Origin of the sequence: Butyrivibrio sp. FCS014 (assembly GCF_000526935.1) — a bacterium.
In the GTDB taxonomy this organism is placed as follows: Bacteria; Bacillota; Clostridia; order Lachnospirales; family Lachnospiraceae; genus Butyrivibrio.
Genome location: NZ_JAHA01000007.1, coordinates 238,547 through 259,302, shown reverse-complemented (window position 1 = coordinate 259,302; position 20,756 = coordinate 238,547). Strand labels below are relative to the sequence as shown.

Sequence of the window (20,756 nt, the reverse complement as noted above, 5' to 3'; positions counted from 1 at the left end):
TAGTGACATATGGTGTATAACGTGTAGCCATATAAAACCCATCTAATCATTATCTCTGACCTGCATCTAGTAAAGCTTGCTTAAGTTCTTCTTCAAGCTTTACCATCTCATTTTGCGCATCAGCTCTTCTTCTATTGCCTTCTTCGTGAATTTTAACAACTTCATTTATTGAAGAAATAATATCCGCGTTAACTTTTCTGAGAGTGTCAATATCTATAATATCTCTCTCTGAAGCCAACGCAGCATCTATCGCCCCCTGTTTTAGTGTTTCTGAGTTCCGTCTAAACATCTCATTGGTCATCTCATCCAAAGCACTTTGAGCATTAAGAGCATCTGTAGTATGCTGGATACCGAGAGCAACTACCATCTGATTTCTCCAAAGCGGAATGGTATTGATAATATCGGACCTTAACTTGTCTATTGTCTGCTGATCCGAATCCTGAATTATTCTTATCTGCGGTGCTTGCTGAAGAGAAACAAGTCTTGTAACCTCTAAATCATGGACTCTCCTTTCAAATCTATTGCACGCTCTTTCGTAATCCCTATATTTCTCAATATCCAACTGATCCTTAGATAATTCAGCTTTCTCTCTGAGTTCGATCAACTTCCCATTACGCGCATCAGACAAAGCTTTCTTTCCAGCAATAATATACATAGTTAATTCTTGATAAAATTCCAGATTCAGCTTATACATCTGGTCGAGAACATAAACGTCTTGCGTTAACACCTGCTGGTGATGTCTTAAATCTTTTTCAATCCTCTGAATATTTGTTTCTACACTTTGAAAGTTAGATACCAAATAACTGAGTTTCTGTTTTCCTTTTTTAAAGATAGCAAATATACCCATTCTGTCAGGAGTTGTTGTTCCTTCTATAGCCACTTTTAATTCACGCAAACTTTCTCCAACGTCACCAGCATCTTTCGTCATAGTTCTTTTAGTGATATTTGACGAAAAAGTAGATATTCCTTTTTGTGCTCCTGCACCATATGAGTTCAATAGCTTAATATCAGAAACGTCTATCTTTTTATAAAACTCATCCACCTGTTTCTTTTCTTCAGCTGACAACATTGATTCATCAATTGCGCCCGCTGATGCCAAATTTCCAGAAACATCACTTGAAATATCTTTTGCAAGAGAAGGCTCCAGTGCAGTTAAATCTATAGTTCTTTCCTCTGAATCCAAAGTTAATGTAGGCACCTTTGTATTTTCAGCATTTGTCAAATTATCCATTACTTATTTCTCCTTTTCCTTCTTATATTTTATATTCCGGTTTCACGTAACCATCTTGTCCCATCATGCTTTCTACTGCTTTTGCTTTCGCTGTCAAGTTAATAGAAGCATACATGTATATTTCATCTATTTTACCATTGATAGCTATTACTAATCCTTCAAGTGCAGATACTATATCAGTCTCTTTATCATGAAGGATTCTCCATTTCAAACCTGCATCCACATATTCTAAATACGTTTCTGTCAGCCTAAGAATTTCGGGCACATAATACTCACAAAAATCATAAATATCCGGATCATACACTTCCTTATATTTCTCCATTGATTCTTGTAGAACAACCATTCTTTCTATCAAAACTTTATACTGATCATCCATTTTTCTTGTAATCATACATTTTCTAAGCATCTTAAATGCTTCTAAAAAGGATGATAAAGTTTTCTCTTCAATAAGCTTATCATAAACAGCTTTATCAAGTTTTGGCTGTTCTTCAACTTCCTGATTTAATCCATCCGCCAAACGAACTCTTGTCCCACCTTTTTCTCTCAGCTGTCTAAACAAAGATCCTGATCGAGCCTTAGACGTATCAATTGTATATTTCCTTTTTTCTTGAGAGTGTTTCTTGTCTACTATTGGCGCCTTTTCCTTTGGATCTTCCTGTTTTTCTTCTATTGTCTCTTTAACACGCGGTTTCTGGCTTATAGTAAGTCTTCTTATCTCCACACTATCCCCAAGATCCTTCGGTCCCCAGCTGACATCTGCCGTAGCTCCATTTACTGCGACAACCACTGTCCCCGTGCTGAGTAGTCCCAAAATAGAAGCTTGTATTTTAGTAAGCCGTTGCCCATCATCCAACAATACATGTGACATCTTCATAGAATCCGGTATCAATTCCTTATGTCTGAACAAATACAGCGCTTGATCCAATGCATCTACTTGATTGTTATCCTTTAGCATTTCGCTATATATAGAGAAAATCTGAAAGGCAATGACTCTGTCTGCTGGGTTCATTTTAATAGCTTTATCGCGTTCACTATGATCAAGCATCAAATATCCATCTATATCATCTTGATCAATATTCATTCCTTTTATCCAATCAAATTCTTCAAGCCACAAATCAGCATCAATACTATGAAATCTATGCCTCCCAAATTGTGATTTATGTTTATCCAGCGCTTTCTCAGCAGTCTGTACTCTTTCTTTTGAATCAATCAAATTCATATCAGGAGCTTCTTTATCAGCAACTAACTCTTCATAAATACTATTAACATACTGATTTAACTCTGAAATAGATTCAAAAAAAGCAATCTTATTATTTTCTCCTACACTTCCGTTTTCAAGAAGTTTGGCATACACTCTCATAAGGACAAGGCTTTTTCCAGTCTTACCTTTTCCCTCAATTATCAAAGATCTCTTACCAGCATTGAGAACGCACCGTGTCTGCTCTTCTGTCAATATTAATTTATCACAACTTGCATCAAGCGGTTTACTCTCCACCAATCATTATCTCCTTTGTTATCCCTCTATTTTCCTTGTCATATTGTTACTGTATAGGATTCTATCAACATCGCCCTGCCAATATCCCTGATGTACCTCTCTCCAAAAATAGTTTTCGTGATGGAATAAAACAGAACGAAGCTGCGCATTATTTCTATTCTGGAACCATTTCTTAACCTGGTCTTCAAATACATCTTTCTTGTAAATATAGATTGGCCCCATGGCCTTACCCAAAAATTCAGTCGCAACATACTTCCCCATATCCATTACTACTGAATTACTACGTTCATACTTAACAACTGACCTAAATCTATATTGCTTCCAGAACAAGCTGCGCTCATCCTTACCAAAGACCTCATCAATAATCAATTTATTGATCCAGTCTGTATACTTGGTTACCAAATCTGCAGAAACGCCCTCTAGGAATTTTGAAAACTCACTGGTTCCTGGATTTCCCACTTCATCTAGCAGGAATCTTCCAATATCATCAAACCTTTCAAGCTCTTTAAGCTTGAATTCAGTAACAAAATTTACTACAAATTTCTTCAGTGATCCATCCTTTTTACTTGCATATTGTTTTACATATGAAAGCAGCTCTTGCTTGGATATCTTCAGGTAAACTTTTTTAGGACAATATGTGTATAACAAAAACTTCATTTCCCACAGCAGCTTACTCCCATAACGCAAGTTCCATGGTTCTAAAATATCCTCCAGGCTATTGTCTGTTTCAATTATTTTTTCTTTTACTATGTTTCCAAAGGTTAAAAGAACATCGCCACGAACCAACATCTTACGAAAGTCTGGCTTTAACGAAATATCCAAAACACTACCAAAGATCTCATCGTTGTCATTAAGCCACTGATAAATAAATGCGTTGCACTCATTGTTTTTAAAATGATCCTGCCAAGTAGTATATAGAATCTCAAAGTAACGTTTTTCTGCTCTATACGTATATATTGCAAAAAGATTACTCATATCCACGTCATAGTAATTTACAGGAATATAAGAAGAAATCATGCTTATTTCGCCGTTACTTAGAGCATAAGCCTCTCTTTCAAGGCTATCTTCTCTTAACGAAACCAGCCTAGTAATCAGATCAAGTAACTCTGAGCTTTGCTCATCGATATGAACATCGTTTGATTTTTTATGCTTCTGTATTATCTCTTTTTTAGAATTTATCAATTTATTAGGAACATATAAAAGCATTTTTCTTTCCCTTAACCATCGCTCAGGATTTTCATCATCTCATCAATCATCTCTTCATCAGTAAGCCTAAATTTAAACTCAACTCTTCGAGATGCAGCCATATCAACACTTCCTTCTTCATTGTATACCGGATCACTATATGATCTTCCATTCGCTGTAAGTATTGGCCTTACTTCCTCCAGCTCATCAGCACCAAGCACAGTACTATTATCCATTACGCAAAGCCTTGCAACTGATAATGCTCTTTGCTGAGAAAGCTCAAGATTATGCATATAATCACCATTAGTATCCGTATGGCCTTCAATGATAATCTCTGAAATATAATCTTTAAACTCAGGCTTCAATAAAACTCCAACGTATCTTGGTAAGAAATCCTGAAGGAATTCTTGTCCAGACTGCTTGATATCATATCTGTCTACATCAAACAAAATGCTTGAATCTAATGTAATAGCTCCAGTAGCCGGATCAACTGACACCTTGAGATCAGAACCCTCAAACTCTTGTCTAAGAGCTGTAGCCAGGTCTGCTCTAACTCCAATAACTTTATCAAGTTGTTCTTGCTGGCTTTCCATTACCTTCTGCTGTTCTTCAAGCTGCGTTCTCTGATCCTGGAGCTCCTTCTCTTTATCTTCGTACTGTTTTTTTGCCTGCAACATTGTAAACGAAATAATCAGGACAAAAACAAGCAACAAAGCCGCCATCATATCAGAATAAGAAAGCCAATATGTCACTTCTTCTGATTCATGTTTTTTCTTTCTTCTATACATATCGAATTATCCTCGAAAACCACCATTTCCTGTTTCAAATGCTCTTTGACGTTTCTTTATATCTTCATCAAGTATTTTTACAAAAGCATCAACTTTATTCTGTAATTCTTCAAAGCTCTTTTCCATACCGGCATATGCAGCGTTAACAACACTAGGCACTCTCTTGGTGGTATCATCTACCTCTGAAATAGTTCCGCTAAGGTGATCCGTGATTTCAGCCAGATTACTATCAAATGCTTTGAATGTTTCTGTAAGTGATTCTCCAAGTTTCTCGTTCAAAGTAGTAATAATCTTAGATAATTCCTCTGAACTCTTCTTCATCGAAGCCGAATGATCATCTGAATACTGAGCCATCTTCTCAAGCTGTTCTCGTGCAAACTCTGCTATCTGCTCGTTATAATCATAGGCCTGCGCAGCCAACTGCTCCATATTATCCTTTGCTTCCTGACTGAGTGTTTTCTCAAGCTCCGAAAGATTTACAATCTGTTCTTCAAGGTTAGTGGATACCTTAGTAGTAATATCAACGATTACTCCCTGCTGCTTAGCCAACTCCTCCATATTCTTACTGATTGAGTCATCAATCTTACTCTGTTTTTCCATTTGAGCATTCAGTGACTCCTGGCACTTATTAAGATTAGTCTGATATTCCTCAAGCTTATCTATGTAAGCGGACATTTTCTCAACAGTATTGTTTGACATCTCATTTATTCTATCTATGTCTGTTGACATCAAACCAATCTTTTCAAGAAGTGCCTGCGATTTTTCATTATTCTGCTCCTGCATTTCACAGGTCTTTTCAATAATCTCTCCAAGATGAGTAAACTGGTCTCCCAATGAAGTGTTCATTTCATCAACAAAGGAATTTACTATATTTGATAATCCTTCCGTCTGTTTTTCACTAACATTATCAGCAAATGCTCTAAAAGTTTCGCTTATGCCAGACATTGCAGGTGACAAAGAAGCATTCATCTGTCTGCCAATCTCATCTGGAAGCTGTCGAATTAAATTGTGAATCTCACTTTCATTTGTGTAAACTGAATCCAAAAGGACATGACCGTCATATATTTCAAGGAAATCATTCAGATTTACCATTGCTGACCCTGAGATGTATTTATAAATCCAGTTAAAAGCTAATGAAAAAACCATTCCATATACTGAAGTATGGAATGCAATCTTTATACCTCCCATAAGAGGAGCTATACTATCTGAAATCTCTGCAGCACTTCCAGTATTGAACGCCTGAAGTCCCAAAGACAATCCAATAAAAGTTCCAAGGATACCTAATCCCGTCATTAGACCAGGAACAAGATTGCACAATGTCTTGTTCATTATAGAATTCAAATAGTCTTCATTTATAAAATCATCTATCTTGCACTTGTAGCTTCCATTTGTCAACTCAGAAAAACGCTTACTCTCAGAAACAAACTCGTTATACTTAGTCTTCAAGCTCTCAACATGAAAGAGTTCGTTACTATCATTGCTATATTTTTCCCATAAAGATTCACCATTGTTAAAGTCTTCCTTAATCTTTGTCGTTGCAGATCCGATTTCTCCAACGATGTTAATGACTTTAATAAACTTTATTGTGCAGTACAAAAATGATGCACCAACTATCAAGAACATCACAAGATTGATAGCAATACTTTCAAACGCCGCCAATGGCTGCAAAGTATGGTATGTTGAAATAGACAAAGTTATGCATATAGCTAACATTGCAAAATAAACCGACCATAAAACCAGCAGCGCAAAATACTTCTTCATCTTCATGTTATTCAAAACCTCACCTATTACTTATATTTTTAAATTCATATTTAACAAATGCCTACTAATAAAAATGCAGCGCTGATATGATACCACCAATACAAAATTTATGTAATACTCATGTATGCTCCTTTGCCGTAAAATAAGGGCTTCAAAAGAAATTGTATTTCTCTGAGCCCCTACAACTATGTTCTTTCTTTTCAGCTTGTATGTACCATTGCCATTATATCACGCAGCTCGTTATAAGAATATACTCTTGATCATCCCTATTTCCTAACACGATAGCTTAGCTCAACATCACCATTTTCATCAACCTCAATTTCCAAATGATTCTTCACTTTGCGTTTTATAAAACTGCTTATTTCCTCATCAGTCATGCTAATTCTTGTTCTGTATAACACATCGCGCATCATAGTGTTAAGATTTAATTCCAGAGACGCTTTAATCGACCTGGCCAATTCTTTCTGAATTGCATCATTTTTGATATCTTCTGCCCCTCCAGCATAAAAGCTGTCAATGTAGCAATAAAAAATATCATTCTTCATGAGTTTGTCCTTCAAAGCAAAACTACATTTGTCGTGTTCAACCATTACCAGGAATTTAGCCTGTGGAAGTTCTTCCATAAGTCCCCAGTAATCAGAATCGCTGGATACAAGGACAAATGAATCTACATTATTGCTGTAAAACTCCTTGCAAGTCCTTGCAGTAACCTTAACATCCGCCAGCGACTTGTTATCCTTAAGTCGTTCTATCATGATATATTCAACCGGGATACTAATATATGATCCAAGTAGCTCCCAGGCAGATGCCGCATGCACATCATCAAATAGAATGATCTTCTCAATTTTCTCCAAGCGCTCTGGTTCAAGGTTTCTGATCGCAGCGCAAAGACTATATGGATCCGAGTTTTCGCAATCTACTATAAACACACACTTATCACTGTTTTCTATAAATGTATAAATGTTTGCTTTAGTCTTGTCACTCACATCCGATACAAGGCTTAAATTTTGGAATTCATCGCTATTCCATCGATAAAGTAGGCTAACAAATTTCTTGTCATTAAGAAGAATATTACCTTCTTCCTGTGCCGGCCAATTTAGATACTGTCCATAAGGATAATAGGTCATATTCTCATAAAAGAACGCCGCCGCTTTCTTTTGCCCTTCCTCTGAAAGGCCATCTGGCATAATAAATATCTCAGATAAATAATCCCAATTAATCCACTGCGGAAACAAATCCCGACAGTTATTTATCCTGTTCTTGATATTCATATTTAAATTAGCCAAATATGGAGTAGGCTCTTTTAAATGTGCGTATATATCAATACCGTCATCTGACAATGTCTGCATAGCGTCAATAGACATATACTCAGGCATGCCAAGTATACTCCTTCCCTCTTGCTGAATGCCCTGACATACTTTCAGGAAGTTATGCTCAAGCTGATTTCTAAGAAGGCACAAGTTTCTAACTATCCTAGCTCTCTTATCCAGCTCCAGTTTCTTGAACACTTCCATTTTGGGCGGCTCATGGTCGTTTTCAAAGATTCGCTTGTTCACTCCAAGCAAATAAGCCACCTTAGAAACAATATCGTACTGTTCTCCGTATGAAAAGCCTGCTGTCTCATTTATTCTTGCTATAACCTCAGAAAAATCTACATCCATAAAACCTTCATCCTCACTATTATCCTACTCATTGTGATTTCAAAATCCGTTCTATTCCGAATATCCGCCATAATCAACCATGTCGTCATCATCTTCCACATACGTCTTATCTTTCTTATAGTTGTATACATACCACCCTTTATGAAACATATCTTCAAAAGAAGGTATATACGGTATTGTGTCTATTGTGGTTCCGGTTTCTTCATCCACGTAATAATCATTACTCACCGGGCACATATAACATTTGCTGATATGTGGAATCTTGCCGTAAGAATCCAAGAACACTGCCTCCGGGGTTCCCTGCCAGTCTTCTCTTTGGAAATATATCTGCTGACCTACCGGCCATTGCTTCATTATGTCGATCATCTGCCCAAAAGTTACCGGTGTTCGAAACGCTTCTGTCAGATCTTCATTACTGACATAGACTCTATATTCTCTTTTGCCAAAAGCATTGGTCCCATTTAGGCTGCAATAACCTTCAACCTGAGGTACCTTTGCCTTAGCCTCTTCAAAAATACTTGTAATGTAATCAAAATCATTTGAACTGATATGCAATTCCATGATGCTTTCTCCTTCAATCAAGTTTGATGAACAGATAGTTGCCAGATTGTTCTCTTGCCTTCTTGTTAATGCTGCAAGCAATTGTTTTACGATAATAGTAATTATCATTGCTGATCCATTTCTTGTCCTGTAAGCAGAAGAACCTTCCATTACCATGCGCGGCGCACTTGTCGCATTCAAAACATTTCATCTTAGGTCATCCTTTCGTGTTCATGGGTTGTCTAACCGAAAACTTGATATGCGCATATCGTTTCGATGATGTAAATTTATCACCTTCCTTGTGCAATGTCAACAATTTTATGACCTTTTGACATTATAATATTTGTGACTTTTAACCTTTTGGCATTCTCCAGTTTTTATGCAGTTTTTAACCTTTTAGCATTTAAAAAATCCCCAAAATATGCATTGTGCAATTTGCACAAAATCAGGCCGCAGAATCATATTGCACAGCCTGTTGAACATCAATTATTTTTCTCACGTTTGCAGTTAGTCTCGTCCTCGTCCCCTTCCTTTTTCTTTTCCTCCAGTTCCTTATTCAACATTTCTGTTATCATGTAATCCGCTGCATCTAAATGGCCGTTTCTGTTCCAGTCAAGCGACATCTCTCTTTACCTCTTACTTGTCATCCATCTCATCTTCAAAGTCAAGCCATGCATCAAGCCTGTCATCTTCTCTGTCGCAGCGTAACTGATCCTGCCTGCGGTCAAAGTCTCTGCGCTCTTTCTTTGTCATTGAGCTTGTAAGCTCCTTGTACTGCTTCTCTGTTAATCTGACATCTTTATCTCTTTTTCCAAAGAACATATTGTTACCTCTCTTTCATTCAAGGCTTCCGTCGCGCTTGCAGATCTCGTAGAACTCGCAGGTGACGCAGAAGTGTTTGCAGAATCTGTTTTTCCTGTGAATACATTTACTGAGCCAATACAGCAGTCTTTCCATGGCATATCCTCCAAAAACAAGCTTTCATTATGTTCATAGCTCTTTTCCCGGGTTCTGTTATACACATGATAGAGAATTACGCGTCCAATAATCACCACTCAATGGATTCGGACATTTAAAAAGGCTGCCACATTTCTGTGACAGCCTTGAAGCTTCCATATGCCTGGTATCAGCCGCTTATGTAATTACTGTAATTGTACTACGTTTAGAGCAATGCTGATTCTATATTAGAGAAGTCTTTCGCATGCTGCTGCAGCATCACGTTCTCCGTCATTCTCGTAGTTTCTTGCAGCAGTTTTTAAACGATCCTCAGCGCGGTATTCGTTACCGGACTTCAGGGCAAAGATTGCATCTTCAAGCAGATCTTTGTTTGCGCTGTTAAGAACCCCAATTCTGTCGAGCCAGTTCATCAAAGCTTCGATATCATCAATACTTCCCTGCATATTTGTTCCCCCTTTTTTCATTCCCTCACCACATAGATTTAATGTCGCGCGGTCAACTATACGTTTGTCTGTTTACTGTTATGTCCGGTTGATGCCGCGGAAACTTCTATTTCATTATAATGGCGCAATACATTGTTTACAACACGTTATATAATTAAATGTGGTAACGTAAAAACGAGAAAAGGAATGGGATGAATTTATGAACACACTGATTGCAGCGGATAACAACTGGGCGCTTTTGTCGATACTTTTTTTGTCCGCTTTTCTGGCTATCTATCTTGAGCAGAAATACAAATGGGCTGCGAAGCTTACGGGAGCAGTGATCGCGTTGATCATTGCGGTAGTGCTGACAAACCTTGGGGTTATTCCGACTTCGGCTCCGGTATTTGACGACGTTGTCTGGGGATATGCGGTTCCTTTGGCGATACCGCTGCTTCTTTTGGATGCAAACGTGATAAAGATATGGCGGGAGACAGGGAAGCTTCTGGTGATATTCCTTATAGGCGCCGCGGGGACCTTTGCGGGGGCCCTGGTGGGAACGGCTCTTTTGTCGGGGCTTGTGGAAGGACTTCCCGGGGTGGCTGCCATGATGACGGGTTCCTATATCGGCGGAGGCGTAAACTTTACTGCAATTGCTGATGCCTTTGGGGTCAGCGGAGGGCTCATCTCTGCTGCCACCGTGGCGGACAATCTGAATATGGCCGTGTATCTTATGATACTTCTGGCTATAGCTTCAAGTGTCTTTTTCCAAAAGCATTACAGCCACCCGCATATAGATGAGGTGGCAAAGAGAGGGGCTGATAAGGAGGGCGAAACCCTTGCGGCAAGCTACTGGGAGAGGCACGACATCTCCTTGAAGGATATAGCTGCTTCTTTGGCCTACGCAGCCATTGTGGTTACTGTTTCAAAACTTATTGCGGGATTTCTTTCCGGGATTATTCCCGAGAGCAACGGATTTTTGAAGATGCTGAATACTTTCTTCGGAAGCCAGTATGTGTGGATCACCAATGTTTCCATGGTGTTTGCTTCCTTCTTTGAAGACAAGGCAAGGCAGATGCACGGCGCCAAGGAAGTGGGGACCTGGCTTATCTACCTGTTCTACTTCGTCATCGGTGTTCCGGCCTCCATTGTCATGATCATCAGGAATGCTCCGCTTCTGTTGCTGTTCTGCTTTATACTGGTGGTGTTTAACATGGCTTTCTGCTTTGGGTTCGGGAAGCTGTTTAAATTTGATCTGGAGGACATCATCCTGGCGTCAAATGCCAATATCGGCGGACCTACCACTGCTGCCGGAATGGCTATTTCCATGGGCTGGACAAGGCTGGTTGGCCCGTGTATGCTGGTTGGGACTTTCGGCTATGTGATCGGCACATGGCTGGGCATTATCATGGGTTCGATTTTGGGGGCATGAGGATGGATAAGAGATTTGTGGAGATTGCAGAGGTGGCTGCCGATGTGATCCTGGAGATACGATACTATTCGACTTTCAATTTCATAGGGGATAGGATAGACGGTTATCTTGAGCCGACAGCTCTTTTGACAAGGGAAGCTGCGGATGCGCTGGCGGCTGCCGCCGAGGAGCTTAAAGAGAAGGGGTACCGGCTTAAGATTTATGATGCCTACAGGCCTCAGAGGGCTGTGGACCATTTTGTGAGATGGGCTAAGGATGTAAGCGACCAGCGGATGAAGAAGGTCTTTTATCCTGATGTGCCAAAGGAGAGGCTCTTTGAGCTGGGGTTTATTGCGGAGCGCTCCGGCCACAGCAGAGGGAGCACCGTGGACTTGACGCTGTTTGACATGGCCCGGGGGCGTGATGCGGATATGGGCGGATACTTCGACTTCTTCGGGGATATCAGCCATTATGAGCATGCTTCGCTATCGGAGGCGCAGCGGGCGAATCGTGCACTGCTGCGGGAAGTCATGGTGCGGGCCGGGTTTGCGCCATATGAGTACGAGTGGTGGCACTTTACGCTGGCGGATGAGCCGTATCCGGATGAGTACTTTGATTTTCCCGTGATGAGAAGCGGAGATTTAGGGGAAGAATTGTAAATGAAAATTTTTAAGCGGTTGTTGATTATAGTGATGGTTCTTTTGACCGGAGTATTATTGGTGTGTTCCTGCGGATTAGAAAAGGAGCGCTATTCCAAATATGAAAAGGGCAGCGTTGAATACTACATAGAGGAGCTTGGCATCGACCCTGAGCAGTGCCGGATCGAGAAGATCAGTGAAGAAGGGGAATCTGATGTATATGAGGTGAGTACGGATTGGTATCAGCTTGGGGAAGAGGTTGTTTTCAAGGTGTTCCGGACATCGAGTACAGATACGATAGGGATGATATCAGTTTATTGGGATGATGATCTTAAGGAGAATCTTTTTTATGTGCTGTATCCACAGGAGCAATGGCCAAGGGTCCTGACAGCTCACAATGGGCATTCGCCGGATTTTGAAGTTGATCCCATGAATTTTTATGAGGATATTGAGGCGGTGATGGAGACCACGGATAAGATTGCAAAGGTCTATGAAAGTCACGGGTTTTCGAAGGATATGATGATCAGGTTCCGGGTGCAGGGGAAGTTTACTGACACTAAGAGGCAGGATGGGGTGACGGTCAGTGATCTGTACACGGGGGAGATTCCAAGGGAGCTTATCTATCAGGCGCTGTTTGAGTACTCGCACCTTGCAAACATCAATGAAGCCAATATTGGTGAGTTTAATTCCGATTATTACAGGAACAGGATGGAGAAGTACTATCTGTCCTGGGCTATTGAGGAAGGGCTCGTGGATGTGTACTCTAAGTTTCCGTATGAGGAGAGGAAGGACGTTAACGGGTTTGAGTCCAACAGATACTACTACGCGGTGATTGACGGCATGGCGACAGATGAGAGTGAGGAGATCTTTGCGGATTACAAGGGGAATCTTTCCTATTCCGCATTTTATAAGCTTCTGGTAAGGCAGGGGTATCCGGTTGAGGGTGACTGGTATCATTATTCTTTTACCGGGATTGATGGGAAGGAATATGAATTCGGGTATGACCAGTGCATATTGCAGGCGGATCCGGTGAGCTGCGCGGAGGCAAGTGAGATTGACTATGCGCGGACGTTTAATAACTTTTATTATGTCTGCGATGGGGAGAAGATGATTTTCCCGTGGCTGAAGCTGGAGGATCGGAAGTTTAACAGGGCGAATATACACTGGGATCCGGTGGTGTTTACAGATATGATTGGGGAGATGACCGGGCTTGAGGTGACGTCGACGTATGAGAAGTGAGGGTATGGTGTGGCAAAATGAGCCCTGGGGACTTAAGTCATAAGACCATTTTGAGATTGGGGCTGTGGATCTTTATATATGCCATTGACTATCGAATGTACGTTCTGTATAATCACCCTTGGTGCTACCAGTAATCACGGTAGGCGGTTAGTCCTTCAATCGGAGGACTGTGACCTCCGTTAATATAGAAATCTCTTTCGAGAAATCTTTTTTGGAGGCACTTGCTTATGCTCACCATCGGTGACCTTATCGCAGTGCTTGCACTGTGTGCGACTTTCTTTAGTCTTGGTTACGTGTTTGGCAAGCATGATTCGGGTATTCAAAGTTTTTGAGGGTCAATCATTTTGAGGGTCTAGTTTGAGGGGCTGTCGTGAGGGGCTACTTTGAGGGTCTGGTTTGAGGGTCTGGTTTGAGGGTCTCTTGTGAGAATAAACAAAACCAGGGTTAATCAGTTATTGAAACTGACTAATCCTGGTTCTTTTAATGAAGGGATATGAGACATTTTTTCACCTGTCTTTCATATAATGTGTTGATCATCATATGAACACAAGAGACCCATATTCGAAATACGTCTTGATATATAGAAAAAAAGAATTCTCAGACTAAACGCAACACCTATAGAATAGTGTGCTTTTAATCTGAGAAATATGCGTCTAACTAAATAATTTACAAAGCTGCTTTTCACATTCTTTTTTCGTGATTTCTCCTTGCTTTTCCGAATACATCCATTGGTTTGTCTGCCTGAAAAGACAGATGGAGATCTCCAAGTGCATATAGTGCCATTTATTCACCACTATTAACAGTTTTTTTCTTAATAAGCATAGCAACAGCCAGGTAAACAACTACTGCAATGATCGCGCCCGCAGCAATATAGCTGTATTGGTTCTCTAGCATCTTTTCAGCTCCGAATGTATAGATAAAGATATGCGGAAACCTTGCAACAAAAGTGATCAGGATCCATTGAATCACATTTTCTTTTGAATAAAAGCCAAGCCATGCATAAGTATCTTTTGGCAATGGTAAAAGCATGAACAGAACATGTACCAATACCGGATTTTTATTTAGAACAAGATTTTCAACCTGTTCCAATTTACTTTTGGGAAAAAGCAGAAGCAAAAAATCTCTTCCATATTTCTTTCCCAAGAGGAATGCAGTTGTGTTTGCCATAGTTGCAAATATATCACAAATGATTGCTCCCTTAATGCCTCCAAATGCAGCGCCAGCAGCAAGATAAAACGGAAGTCCTGGTATGCAGTTTGAGAGTGTCTGTAAAAAAACAAAAAAGCCAAATACTAATAGTCCAAAGATGCCTCTGCTTTTAACAAATTCTTGAAATCCATCTGCATCACCAACAAAAGCAATCATAGGTTTTCCAATTAAAAAGTAAATACCAAGCAGGAAAAAAGCAACAAAACATACAATCAGGATTCTCCGCTTATTATTCTTTTGAGATTTGTTTGTGGACTCTGATTGCATCGCATGTCCTCTCCAAAATGACTGTATATGTGAAAATCATTCGAGCCTATCTGTTACAAGTTCTGCCCAGGCCGGCACAAACCCTGAACCGATGGCAACCTTCTGGGAAGCGATATGTCCCATGGAAGTACCGTAATATGGAAGCCTTCCCTTATCAAGTATCTCATTTTTAAGAAACGCAACAAGCATCTTTCCTATGCCCTTCCGTCTTCCGTTTGGCTCCACATTTATGCCGATCTGCCACATCATAAGGGCCATCAAGGTCCTGCGAAACTGAATTGATGGATTGCTTTAAGAGATACGTGATCAAATATATGAGAGCAAGAACTGCCACTGTGGCAATTACGCTCAGAATGTATTTTTTGTTTCTATTCTTCCTCTTCTTCGTCGCCATTAGAAGATGATTCCTTATCTCTTATGCTATCTATTCCGCTTTTGATTGTTTCCTTGATCTTAGCCTTAACTTTTTTCTTGGCCTTCTTCTTAAGAATCTTTAGGATGATCAGAAGGATGATGAGCCCCAGTACGCCGAGAATAATGAAAATATTATCCTTAAGCATTTTTATGGCTTTTTCACGTTGTTTCTTCCTAATGTATTTTTCTATACGTTCTTTCATGAATGCATCCTCCTTGAAATAAAGCCCAAATCAATAAAAAAATGGAGCATACGGGACTTGAACCCGTGACCAATAACGTCAAACTCCGCATTTTTACTTAAGGTATAAAAAATTAATCCAACTTTCAATCCAACTTTTCAGAGTGCCATCAGTTTGACCACGCTAAGCCAATACTCCCCTGCTTTGTTTTTGATCTCCGGCAAGAAGGTCTTCCCGATCTTATCCAGAGCATTAATCTTTGCCCCGACCTCATCATAATTATAACCCAAAGAAGTTAACTTTTGTCTTCGAATATTTCCCTCGCCATACTCACCGCAGCAGATTGGCCTGAGCCGTGCACTCCTCTTCGGTTGCACCTGTCAAAAGTTCTGCAGGCACACCTGTTTCCGTTGCAACCTTTGCCTTAATGGTCCGAAGCTCAGCATCTTTCTTGAGTGCTGTGAGTTCTTTTTCCAGCTTCTCAGCTTTCTCCGTAGCTTTCTGAAGCTCTGTTTTGGATGCTGCCTCAAGCTCATCAAACTTAGCCGCCTTTTCTTTGAGCTCCGAAAAGCCCTCATACTTCTGGCGCTCTCTTGCGAGCCTATCAGCTACAACCTTATCGAGCTCGGCCTGTGTAAAGCGTTTCTCCTCTGCAGGCATTATGTCCATATAATGGTGTAAATTGAAAATTAAATATAAAAGAGCCATGAATGCTCTCTCCTGATTTAAAATGTTAAGTGACCAAACAAAACAGTATAAAGGAGGCAAGTAATCATCATGGCTCAAGTAAATATTACATTAAACCATGAGGAATTGGTAGCATTATTAGGAGGAGACCGAGAAGAAGCGTTCAAGCATCTTGTCGAGAAAATCCTCAATGAGGCTCTATTAGCGGAATCCACAGCCCAACTGGGAGCTGAAAAGTACGAAAGGTCTGATAACAGGACTGACCAGCGCAACGGTACAAGAGAACGTGAACTAACCACCAAGATAGGCACTATCGTCCTGGAAGTACCGCGCCACCGATTATCACCCTTTCACACCACTCTTTTTGAAACATACCAGCGTAGTGAAACAGCCTTGCTCAATACCATGGCAGAAATGGTCATCATGGGCGTTTCTACGCGTAAGGTGAGTAATGTTATCGAAATGATATGTGGCAAGGAATACTCCAAGTCCACTATATCAGAGGTGTGTAAGCGACTTGATCCAGAGATCAAAGAGTTTCAAAACCATGATCTGAGTGTTCATGATTATCCTTTTATCATGGTGGATGCCACATATTTTAAAGTACGTGAAAATCATAGGGTTGTTTCAAAAGCTTTATTCATAGCAGTAGGTCTTACAACTGATGGCAAGAAAGAAGTCCTATACTTCAATGTATATGATGGCGAAACTAACGATACATGGCTTGACTTCTTCAGCCACCTGAAAGCCAATGGTCTTAAGGATCCACTTATGCTCACTTCTGACGCCCATAAATCCATTCGATACGCAGCGTTCAAAGTGTTTCCTAATACACCGTGGCAGCGTTGTCAGTTTCACTTCACTAAAAACATCCTTGACGCAGCCCCAAACTCACAGAGACCCGGGCTTGAAATAGAGTTAAGGCAAATGTTCCTGGCTAAGACCCTTACTGCTGCAAGAAAAAAGCGCGATGACATCCTGTCAGACTACTCTGATGTTGCTCCAAAGGCGATGGAACTGCTTGACAACGGATTTGAAGATGCCATGACGGTATATATGTTGCCAGAGAATACATGGCGCCACCTGCGTACATCAAACACAATAGAAAGGCTTAATAGAGAGTTAAAACGCCGTTCCGATGTTATACAAATATTTCCGAATGAAGCTTCATTATTACGTCTCATGGGCTCGGTGCTTATAGACCAGAATGATATCCTACTAATGAAACGTACAAGTTTTGGCCGGAAAGCTTATGAAAGCATCTCTAATGAAACCCGTATCAAACTCAAAACCCTGGCCTTTGAACAGCAAAAGATTATGGCCGCATAACAGCTGCTCAAAGATCTGGAGCCCGAGGTAATAAAGTAGCCACCCTGCCAGCGGCAGGGCTTGTCCTTGATGCCCATAAATCAGAATGCTAAGCTGAGAAAACCGATGGTGATGCATATCAGCTGCTCATGAGTCTATCGCCGTCGGTGATTGACATACAGCGTTCTGATTTATGGGTGTCAAGGATGGCGGACACAGCCACAACATTTATATCAGGAATCAATTTACACCACATATAGGACTTGACCTCTGCAGGAGTTTCTACGGTTGCATTGTTTTCCTGATTCACAGTTTCTGACATATTTAATTCCTCCATTGAGTAGTTTTCCTCGTTTAAGGCACGAGTTGCCATTTTTATGCAACAAAAAAGCAGGGGTGTTATCCTTGATATGTACCCAGAATCCTGGACACATATTTATGAACTAGGCTGAACACATGGATGCTATCCTGTATTGTACAGGTGGCATCCATTTTGTTTTTGCCTGAATTCTTTTGTTATTGTAGTAATCTATATATTCTTCAACAGCGTTTGAGAATTCTTCGAAAGAAGCATACTCTTTCTCATAGCCATAATACATCTCATTTTTTAATCTTCCAAAGAATGTTTCCATAATACAATTATCATAGCAGTTACCTTTTCGTGACATAGATTGGATAATGCCATGTTCTTGTAAAGCATTTCTATAATAAGCATGTTGATACTGCCAGCCTTGATCAGAATGTAATATAAGGCCTTCAATTGAAGGAAATTTACCAAAAGCTTTATTTAACATTCTCTCTATCTGCTCAAGATTAGGACTCATAGATAAATCATATGAAATGATTTCATTTGTATTCATATCTAGAACTGGCGATATATAACACTTTCCCCATGAAAAGTTAAATTGGGATACATCTGTCGTCCATTTTTGTAAAGGCGCAGTTGTACTAAAATCTCTATTTATTATGTTATCAGCAATCTTACCCACCTCACCCTTATAAGAGTGATATTTCTCTTTCGGTCGCTTACCAGCCAATCCAGATTCATGCATGAGACGCTGAACACGTTTATGATTTACTTGGTATCCACGATTTATCAATTCCTGATGGATTCGCCTGACACCATATCTGCGTTTATTCGATTCAAAAATACTTTTTATTTCTTTCAGTATATCTTGATTGCGTTCAGCCACAAGGTCTTCCTTACCAATCTCAAAATAGTAAGTCGATCTAGCTATATGCATAGCTTTAAGTAGATGCTTTAGTTTGTATCCGTTTTCCCTGAGCTCTTTGATGATTGCTGCTTTTTCGCCTTGAGTCGCGCAGCTTCCTTTTCTTCTCTCAAGGCGATCTCTTTTTTTATTACTTCGATTTCAGCTTTCATGTATTCGTTTTCAGCTCTTAACCGAATTAGCTCTTCGTACTCAGATTCATTGGGTTTTGGAGGTTTTCGCGTTCCTACTTTTTTCATATATGGGTTCTTTGATTTACGACCTTTCTGTTTTGGTATAAGACCATTATAACCATATATCTTATACTTGCGGACCCATTGATAAAGCTGTCCATCAGAAATACCAGCTGAAAAAGCAACACTTTTGTTAGACTCACCAGCCAAAACACGTGCAACTAAGGCATAACGTTCCTCTGGAGTCCATTCCTTATTATGATTTTTATGTCTTAAAGCATCTGAACCACACGCTTCTTCAATTCTAACCCATTCTCGTATCTTATCATGAAATCTTGCAGTCCCTATTCCATCTGGGGTGTCAGGATATTCACCACGATAATACATTTCCACACATTTTCTTTTGAATTCGTAACTATAGCGCATAAAAATACCCTCCTTACTGTTTTGTCCAGTAAAGAGGGTACATATCACCTCTGCTCTTTTCTTACCGCTGATTATTTTCAATAAAAAAGCACCTTGATCATTTAGACCGTGGTGCTTTACTCTTCTTCATTCATTTCTTTGCACTTTTCTTCTTCTTCCTTGATTGCCCTTTCCAACTCTTCCAGGGACATATTCTCTATTTCCTCTGAAATTCCATCATAATAGCCGTACATATTATAATTTCCTCCAAATAATGCCAAAGTCTCTAGCAAACTGCCTTAATGTCAACTCATATGCTTCAAGCTCACTATATCCTTGTTTTTTATACTTGTCAACGGTCATATCATACTTTCATGTGGTGGTCCCGAGGACGGAGTCATGGGACCATTTCGCTATATTTGCAGGTCACATCAAAATATAGCGAGAAAAAAGTGGCTTTTTCGCTATATATAAGCATGACCTCAAAATATAGCGATGAAAATCTTAAAAAGTATCGCTATATTTCCGGGTGACTTCAAAATATAGCGAAAATAGGCCATTTTTTTCGCTATAAAACAGGGTGATGCTGAAATATAGCGAAAGTTGGAGATAGATGAGAGACGACCAAGAAATAAGTATGGTCAATGACAGCCCTGGGGGATGAGCCCTGGGGGCTAACTCCAGGGGCCACGCCCGGGGCCGGCACCGATGGCCGGCGGCGCGGGGCCTAGTCCTCGCTGTCGCCGAGGCCTTCGTAAAGCATTTGGTTGTATTTGGCGTTGGCTTCTTCGGCGGCTTTCTTGTCGTGCCAGCGGTCTATGTCGCTGCAGATGGCAAGCATCTCGTCTACTACAAGTTCTGCTGTCCCGGGCTTTACGTTATAAAGGTAGGCCAGCATTCTGTCTATGGCTTTGGGGCTTCCGAGCTGCTTGGCGATCTGCTCGCCAAGTTCTCCGGGAAATCCCAGGTCCTTTATGGCGGATACAAGCTCATTGCGCTTTCTTGACCATTCCATTTGTTTTTCTGTCATGTATATTTTCCTTCTAGGCTCTTTTCCCAAAAGAAGGGTCAAAAGCCCTTTCTCTCTCTGGCTTTCCGGATCAGTTCTTCGGCTTCGTTGAAGGCTCCGGGGAGGTACTCTGCCTGCCACTGCTTGCCTTCTTTTTCTTTGCGCTTGATCTCGGCCCAGGACTCGTGGAGCTCGTCCTCGGTGGCAAACTTCGCATCGCCGAATACATGAGGGTGTCTTCTGACCATCTTGTCGGAGATGGCGCAGGCGACGTCGTCGAAGGTGAAAAAGCCTTCCTCCTCGGCCATCACGGCGTGGAACATGATCTGCAGAAGGAGGTCGCCAAGTTCCTCTTTAAGGTTGTCGGCATCTCCGGTTTTCTCAAGGATGTTGATGCCGGCAATGACTTCTGCTGCCTCCTCTATGCATCCGGGCTTAAGGCTGACATGGGTCTGGGCCTTGTCCCAGGGGCATCCGTTCTCACTTCTAAGTTGTTCAACTATTGATTTCAGTCTATCGATTTCGCTCATTTTGATCACCGC

The 20,756-nt window shown here is 40.6% G+C and carries 24 protein-coding genes; 4 read left to right on the top strand and 20 right to left on the bottom strand.

Translation table 11 applies throughout. From position 1 onward, the window contains the following. Positions 1–49 precede the first annotated feature (49 nt). The 10 genes from T456_RS0107665 to T456_RS0107610 form a co-directional block, all read right to left on the bottom strand. A complete protein-coding gene (locus T456_RS0107665) occupies positions 50–1,231 on the bottom strand; it encodes a toxic anion resistance protein (RefSeq protein ID WP_024865616.1) in 1,182 nt (393 codons plus the stop codon). Between the two features lie 22 nt (positions 1,232–1,253). Further along, positions 1,254–2,729 (bottom strand): hypothetical protein, encoded by a 1,476-nt coding sequence (locus T456_RS0107660; protein ID WP_024865615.1) that lies wholly within the window; start codon positions 2,727–2,729, stop codon positions 1,254–1,256. Between the two features lie 15 nt (positions 2,730–2,744). Next, positions 2,745–3,932, bottom strand: a complete 1,188-nt coding sequence (locus tag T456_RS0107655) for a hypothetical protein (RefSeq protein ID WP_024865614.1) — start codon at positions 3,930–3,932, stop codon at positions 2,745–2,747. 11 nt (positions 3,933–3,943) lie between these two features. Beyond that, on the bottom strand, positions 3,944–4,699 hold the full coding sequence (locus T456_RS0107650) for an OmpA/MotB family protein (protein WP_024865613.1): 756 nt from the start codon (positions 4,697–4,699) through the stop codon (positions 3,944–3,946). Between the two features lie 6 nt (positions 4,700–4,705). Then, the gene (locus tag T456_RS21160; RefSeq protein WP_024865612.1) at positions 4,706–6,466 is read right to left on the bottom strand and encodes a MotA/TolQ/ExbB proton channel family protein; all 1,761 of its coding nucleotides are present in this window, start codon (positions 6,464–6,466) and stop codon (positions 4,706–4,708) included. A gap of 260 nt (positions 6,467–6,726) precedes the next feature. Continuing rightward, entirely contained in the window at positions 6,727–8,121 is a 1,395-nt protein-coding gene (locus T456_RS0107640; protein WP_024865611.1) for a hypothetical protein, read from the bottom strand. 51 nt (positions 8,122–8,172) lie between these two features. Then, on the bottom strand, positions 8,173–8,838 hold the full coding sequence (locus T456_RS0107635) for a hypothetical protein (protein WP_155838045.1): 666 nt from the start codon (positions 8,836–8,838) through the stop codon (positions 8,173–8,175). 305 nt (positions 8,839–9,143) lie between these two features. Next, a complete protein-coding gene (locus T456_RS22395; protein WP_155838044.1) occupies positions 9,144–9,284 on the bottom strand; it encodes a hypothetical protein in 141 nt (46 codons plus the stop codon). Between the two features lie 13 nt (positions 9,285–9,297). Next, on the bottom strand, positions 9,298–9,483 hold the full coding sequence (locus T456_RS0107620; protein WP_024865609.1) for a hypothetical protein: 186 nt from the start codon (positions 9,481–9,483) through the stop codon (positions 9,298–9,300). A gap of 362 nt (positions 9,484–9,845) precedes the next feature. Beyond that, a complete protein-coding gene (locus T456_RS0107610; RefSeq protein ID WP_024865608.1) occupies positions 9,846–10,061 on the bottom strand; it encodes a hypothetical protein in 216 nt (71 codons plus the stop codon). A gap of 199 nt (positions 10,062–10,260) precedes the next feature. Between T456_RS0107610 and T456_RS0107605 the strand changes: the two genes are divergently transcribed. Genes T456_RS0107605 through T456_RS0107595 form a run of 3 tightly spaced genes read left to right on the top strand, consistent with a single transcriptional unit; the run spans position 10,261 to position 13,328 of the window. Continuing rightward, on the top strand, positions 10,261–11,472 hold the full coding sequence (locus T456_RS0107605) for a DUF819 family protein (protein WP_024865607.1): 1,212 nt from the start codon (positions 10,261–10,263) through the stop codon (positions 11,470–11,472). Between the two features lie 2 nt (positions 11,473–11,474). Continuing rightward, on the top strand, positions 11,475–12,110 hold the full coding sequence (locus T456_RS0107600) for a M15 family metallopeptidase (protein WP_024865606.1): 636 nt from the start codon (positions 11,475–11,477) through the stop codon (positions 12,108–12,110). Continuing rightward, positions 12,111–13,328, top strand: a complete 1,218-nt coding sequence (locus tag T456_RS0107595; RefSeq protein ID WP_024865605.1) for a hypothetical protein — start codon at positions 12,111–12,113, stop codon at positions 13,326–13,328. It begins immediately after the preceding gene. A 783-nt stretch (positions 13,329–14,111) separates the two neighbouring features. Here the strand turns inward: T456_RS0107595 and T456_RS0107585 are convergent. The 5 genes from T456_RS0107585 to T456_RS19465 all read right to left on the bottom strand — a co-directional run bounded on the left by T456_RS0107585 (position 14,112) and on the right by T456_RS19465 (position 16,108). Continuing rightward, positions 14,112–14,804 (bottom strand): TVP38/TMEM64 family protein, encoded by a 693-nt coding sequence (locus T456_RS0107585; protein WP_024865604.1) that lies wholly within the window; start codon positions 14,802–14,804, stop codon positions 14,112–14,114. A gap of 36 nt (positions 14,805–14,840) precedes the next feature. Further along, positions 14,841–15,062 (bottom strand): GNAT family N-acetyltransferase, encoded by a 222-nt coding sequence (locus tag T456_RS0107580; protein ID WP_024865603.1) that lies wholly within the window; start codon positions 15,060–15,062, stop codon positions 14,841–14,843. Between the two features lie 110 nt (positions 15,063–15,172). After that, positions 15,173–15,421: a hypothetical protein gene (locus T456_RS0107575; RefSeq protein WP_024865602.1), complete on the bottom strand. Its 249-nt coding sequence runs from the start codon at positions 15,419–15,421 to the stop codon at positions 15,173–15,175. Between the two features lie 137 nt (positions 15,422–15,558). After that, on the bottom strand, positions 15,559–15,777 hold the full coding sequence (locus tag T456_RS24300) for a hypothetical protein (protein WP_081749020.1): 219 nt from the start codon (positions 15,775–15,777) through the stop codon (positions 15,559–15,561). After that, the gene (locus tag T456_RS19465; RefSeq protein ID WP_024865601.1) at positions 15,731–16,108 is read right to left on the bottom strand and encodes a capsid assembly scaffolding protein Gp46 family protein; all 378 of its coding nucleotides are present in this window, start codon (positions 16,106–16,108) and stop codon (positions 15,731–15,733) included. The genes T456_RS24300 and T456_RS19465 overlap by 47 nt, the downstream gene beginning before the upstream one ends. Positions 16,109–16,177: 69 nt before the next feature. Between T456_RS19465 and T456_RS0107560 the strand changes: the two genes are divergently transcribed. After that, positions 16,178–17,416, top strand: a complete 1,239-nt coding sequence (locus T456_RS0107560; protein WP_024864735.1) for an IS256 family transposase — start codon at positions 16,178–16,180, stop codon at positions 17,414–17,416. Positions 17,417–17,534: 118 nt separating this feature from the next. Here the strand turns inward: T456_RS0107560 and T456_RS0107555 are convergent, their stop codons facing one another. From T456_RS0107555 to T456_RS0107530, 5 genes are all read right to left on the bottom strand, one after another. Continuing rightward, on the bottom strand, positions 17,535–17,717 hold the full coding sequence (locus T456_RS0107555; RefSeq protein WP_024865600.1) for a hypothetical protein: 183 nt from the start codon (positions 17,715–17,717) through the stop codon (positions 17,535–17,537). Positions 17,718–17,838: 121 nt separating this feature from the next. Continuing rightward, positions 17,839–18,693 (bottom strand): IS3 family transposase, encoded by an 855-nt coding sequence (locus T456_RS0107550; protein WP_330369715.1) that lies wholly within the window; start codon positions 18,691–18,693, stop codon positions 17,839–17,841. Then, positions 18,657–19,226, bottom strand: coding sequence for a helix-turn-helix domain-containing protein (locus T456_RS0107545; protein ID WP_024865598.1), 570 nt, complete (start codon positions 19,224–19,226; stop codon positions 18,657–18,659). Before T456_RS0107545 ends, T456_RS0107550 begins: the two co-directional genes overlap by 37 nt. A gap of 706 nt (positions 19,227–19,932) precedes the next feature. Further along, positions 19,933–20,235: a hypothetical protein gene (locus T456_RS0107535; protein WP_024865597.1), complete on the bottom strand. Its 303-nt coding sequence runs from the start codon at positions 20,233–20,235 to the stop codon at positions 19,933–19,935. A gap of 38 nt (positions 20,236–20,273) precedes the next feature. Continuing rightward, the gene (locus T456_RS0107530; protein WP_024865596.1) at positions 20,274–20,744 is read right to left on the bottom strand and encodes a MazG nucleotide pyrophosphohydrolase domain-containing protein; all 471 of its coding nucleotides are present in this window, start codon (positions 20,742–20,744) and stop codon (positions 20,274–20,276) included. Positions 20,745–20,756 lie beyond the last annotated feature (12 nt).

Coding starts and splice junctions, on each gene's coding strand:
- T456_RS0107665 (WP_024865616.1), bottom strand. CDS start 1,231: ATGGATAATTTGACAAATGCTGAAAATACAAAGGTGCCTACATTAACT.
- T456_RS0107655 (WP_024865614.1), bottom strand. CDS start 3,932: ATGCTTTTATATGTTCCTAATAAATTGATAAATTCTAAAAAAGAGATA.
- T456_RS0107650 (WP_024865613.1), bottom strand. CDS start 4,699: ATGTATAGAAGAAAGAAAAAACATGAATCAGAAGAAGTGACATATTGG.
- T456_RS21160 (WP_024865612.1), bottom strand. CDS start 6,466: ATGAAGATGAAGAAGTATTTTGCGCTGCTGGTTTTATGGTCGGTTTAT.
- T456_RS0107640 (WP_024865611.1), bottom strand. CDS start 8,121: ATGGATGTAGATTTTTCTGAGGTTATAGCAAGAATAAATGAGACAGCA.
- T456_RS0107635 (WP_155838045.1), bottom strand. CDS start 8,838: ATGGTAATGGAAGGTTCTTCTGCTTACAGGACAAGAAATGGATCAGCA.
- T456_RS22395 (WP_155838044.1), bottom strand. CDS start 9,284: ATGTCGCTTGACTGGAACAGAAACGGCCATTTAGATGCAGCGGATTAC.
- T456_RS0107620 (WP_024865609.1), bottom strand. CDS start 9,483: ATGTTCTTTGGAAAAAGAGATAAAGATGTCAGATTAACAGAGAAGCAG.
- T456_RS0107610 (WP_024865608.1), bottom strand. CDS start 10,061: ATGCAGGGAAGTATTGATGATATCGAAGCTTTGATGAACTGGCTCGAC.
- T456_RS0107605 (WP_024865607.1), top strand. CDS start 10,261: ATGAACACACTGATTGCAGCGGATAACAACTGGGCGCTTTTGTCGATA.
- T456_RS0107600 (WP_024865606.1), top strand. CDS start 11,475: ATGGATAAGAGATTTGTGGAGATTGCAGAGGTGGCTGCCGATGTGATC.
- T456_RS0107595 (WP_024865605.1), top strand. CDS start 12,111: ATGAAAATTTTTAAGCGGTTGTTGATTATAGTGATGGTTCTTTTGACC.
- T456_RS0107585 (WP_024865604.1), bottom strand. CDS start 14,804: ATGCAATCAGAGTCCACAAACAAATCTCAAAAGAATAATAAGCGGAGA.
- T456_RS0107580 (WP_024865603.1), bottom strand. CDS start 15,062: ATGGCCCTTATGATGTGGCAGATCGGCATAAATGTGGAGCCAAACGGA.
- T456_RS0107575 (WP_024865602.1), bottom strand. CDS start 15,421: ATGAAAGAACGTATAGAAAAATACATTAGGAAGAAACAACGTGAAAAA.
- T456_RS19465 (WP_024865601.1), bottom strand. CDS start 16,108: ATGGCTCTTTTATATTTAATTTTCAATTTACACCATTATATGGACATA.
- T456_RS0107560 (WP_024864735.1), top strand. CDS start 16,178: ATGGCTCAAGTAAATATTACATTAAACCATGAGGAATTGGTAGCATTA.
- T456_RS0107555 (WP_024865600.1), bottom strand. CDS start 17,717: ATGTCAGAAACTGTGAATCAGGAAAACAATGCAACCGTAGAAACTCCT.
- T456_RS0107545 (WP_024865598.1), bottom strand. CDS start 19,226: ATGCGCTATAGTTACGAATTCAAAAGAAAATGTGTGGAAATGTATTAT.
- T456_RS0107535 (WP_024865597.1), bottom strand. CDS start 20,235: ATGACAGAAAAACAAATGGAATGGTCAAGAAAGCGCAATGAGCTTGTA.
- T456_RS0107530 (WP_024865596.1), bottom strand. CDS start 20,744: ATGAGCGAAATCGATAGACTGAAATCAATAGTTGAACAACTTAGAAGT.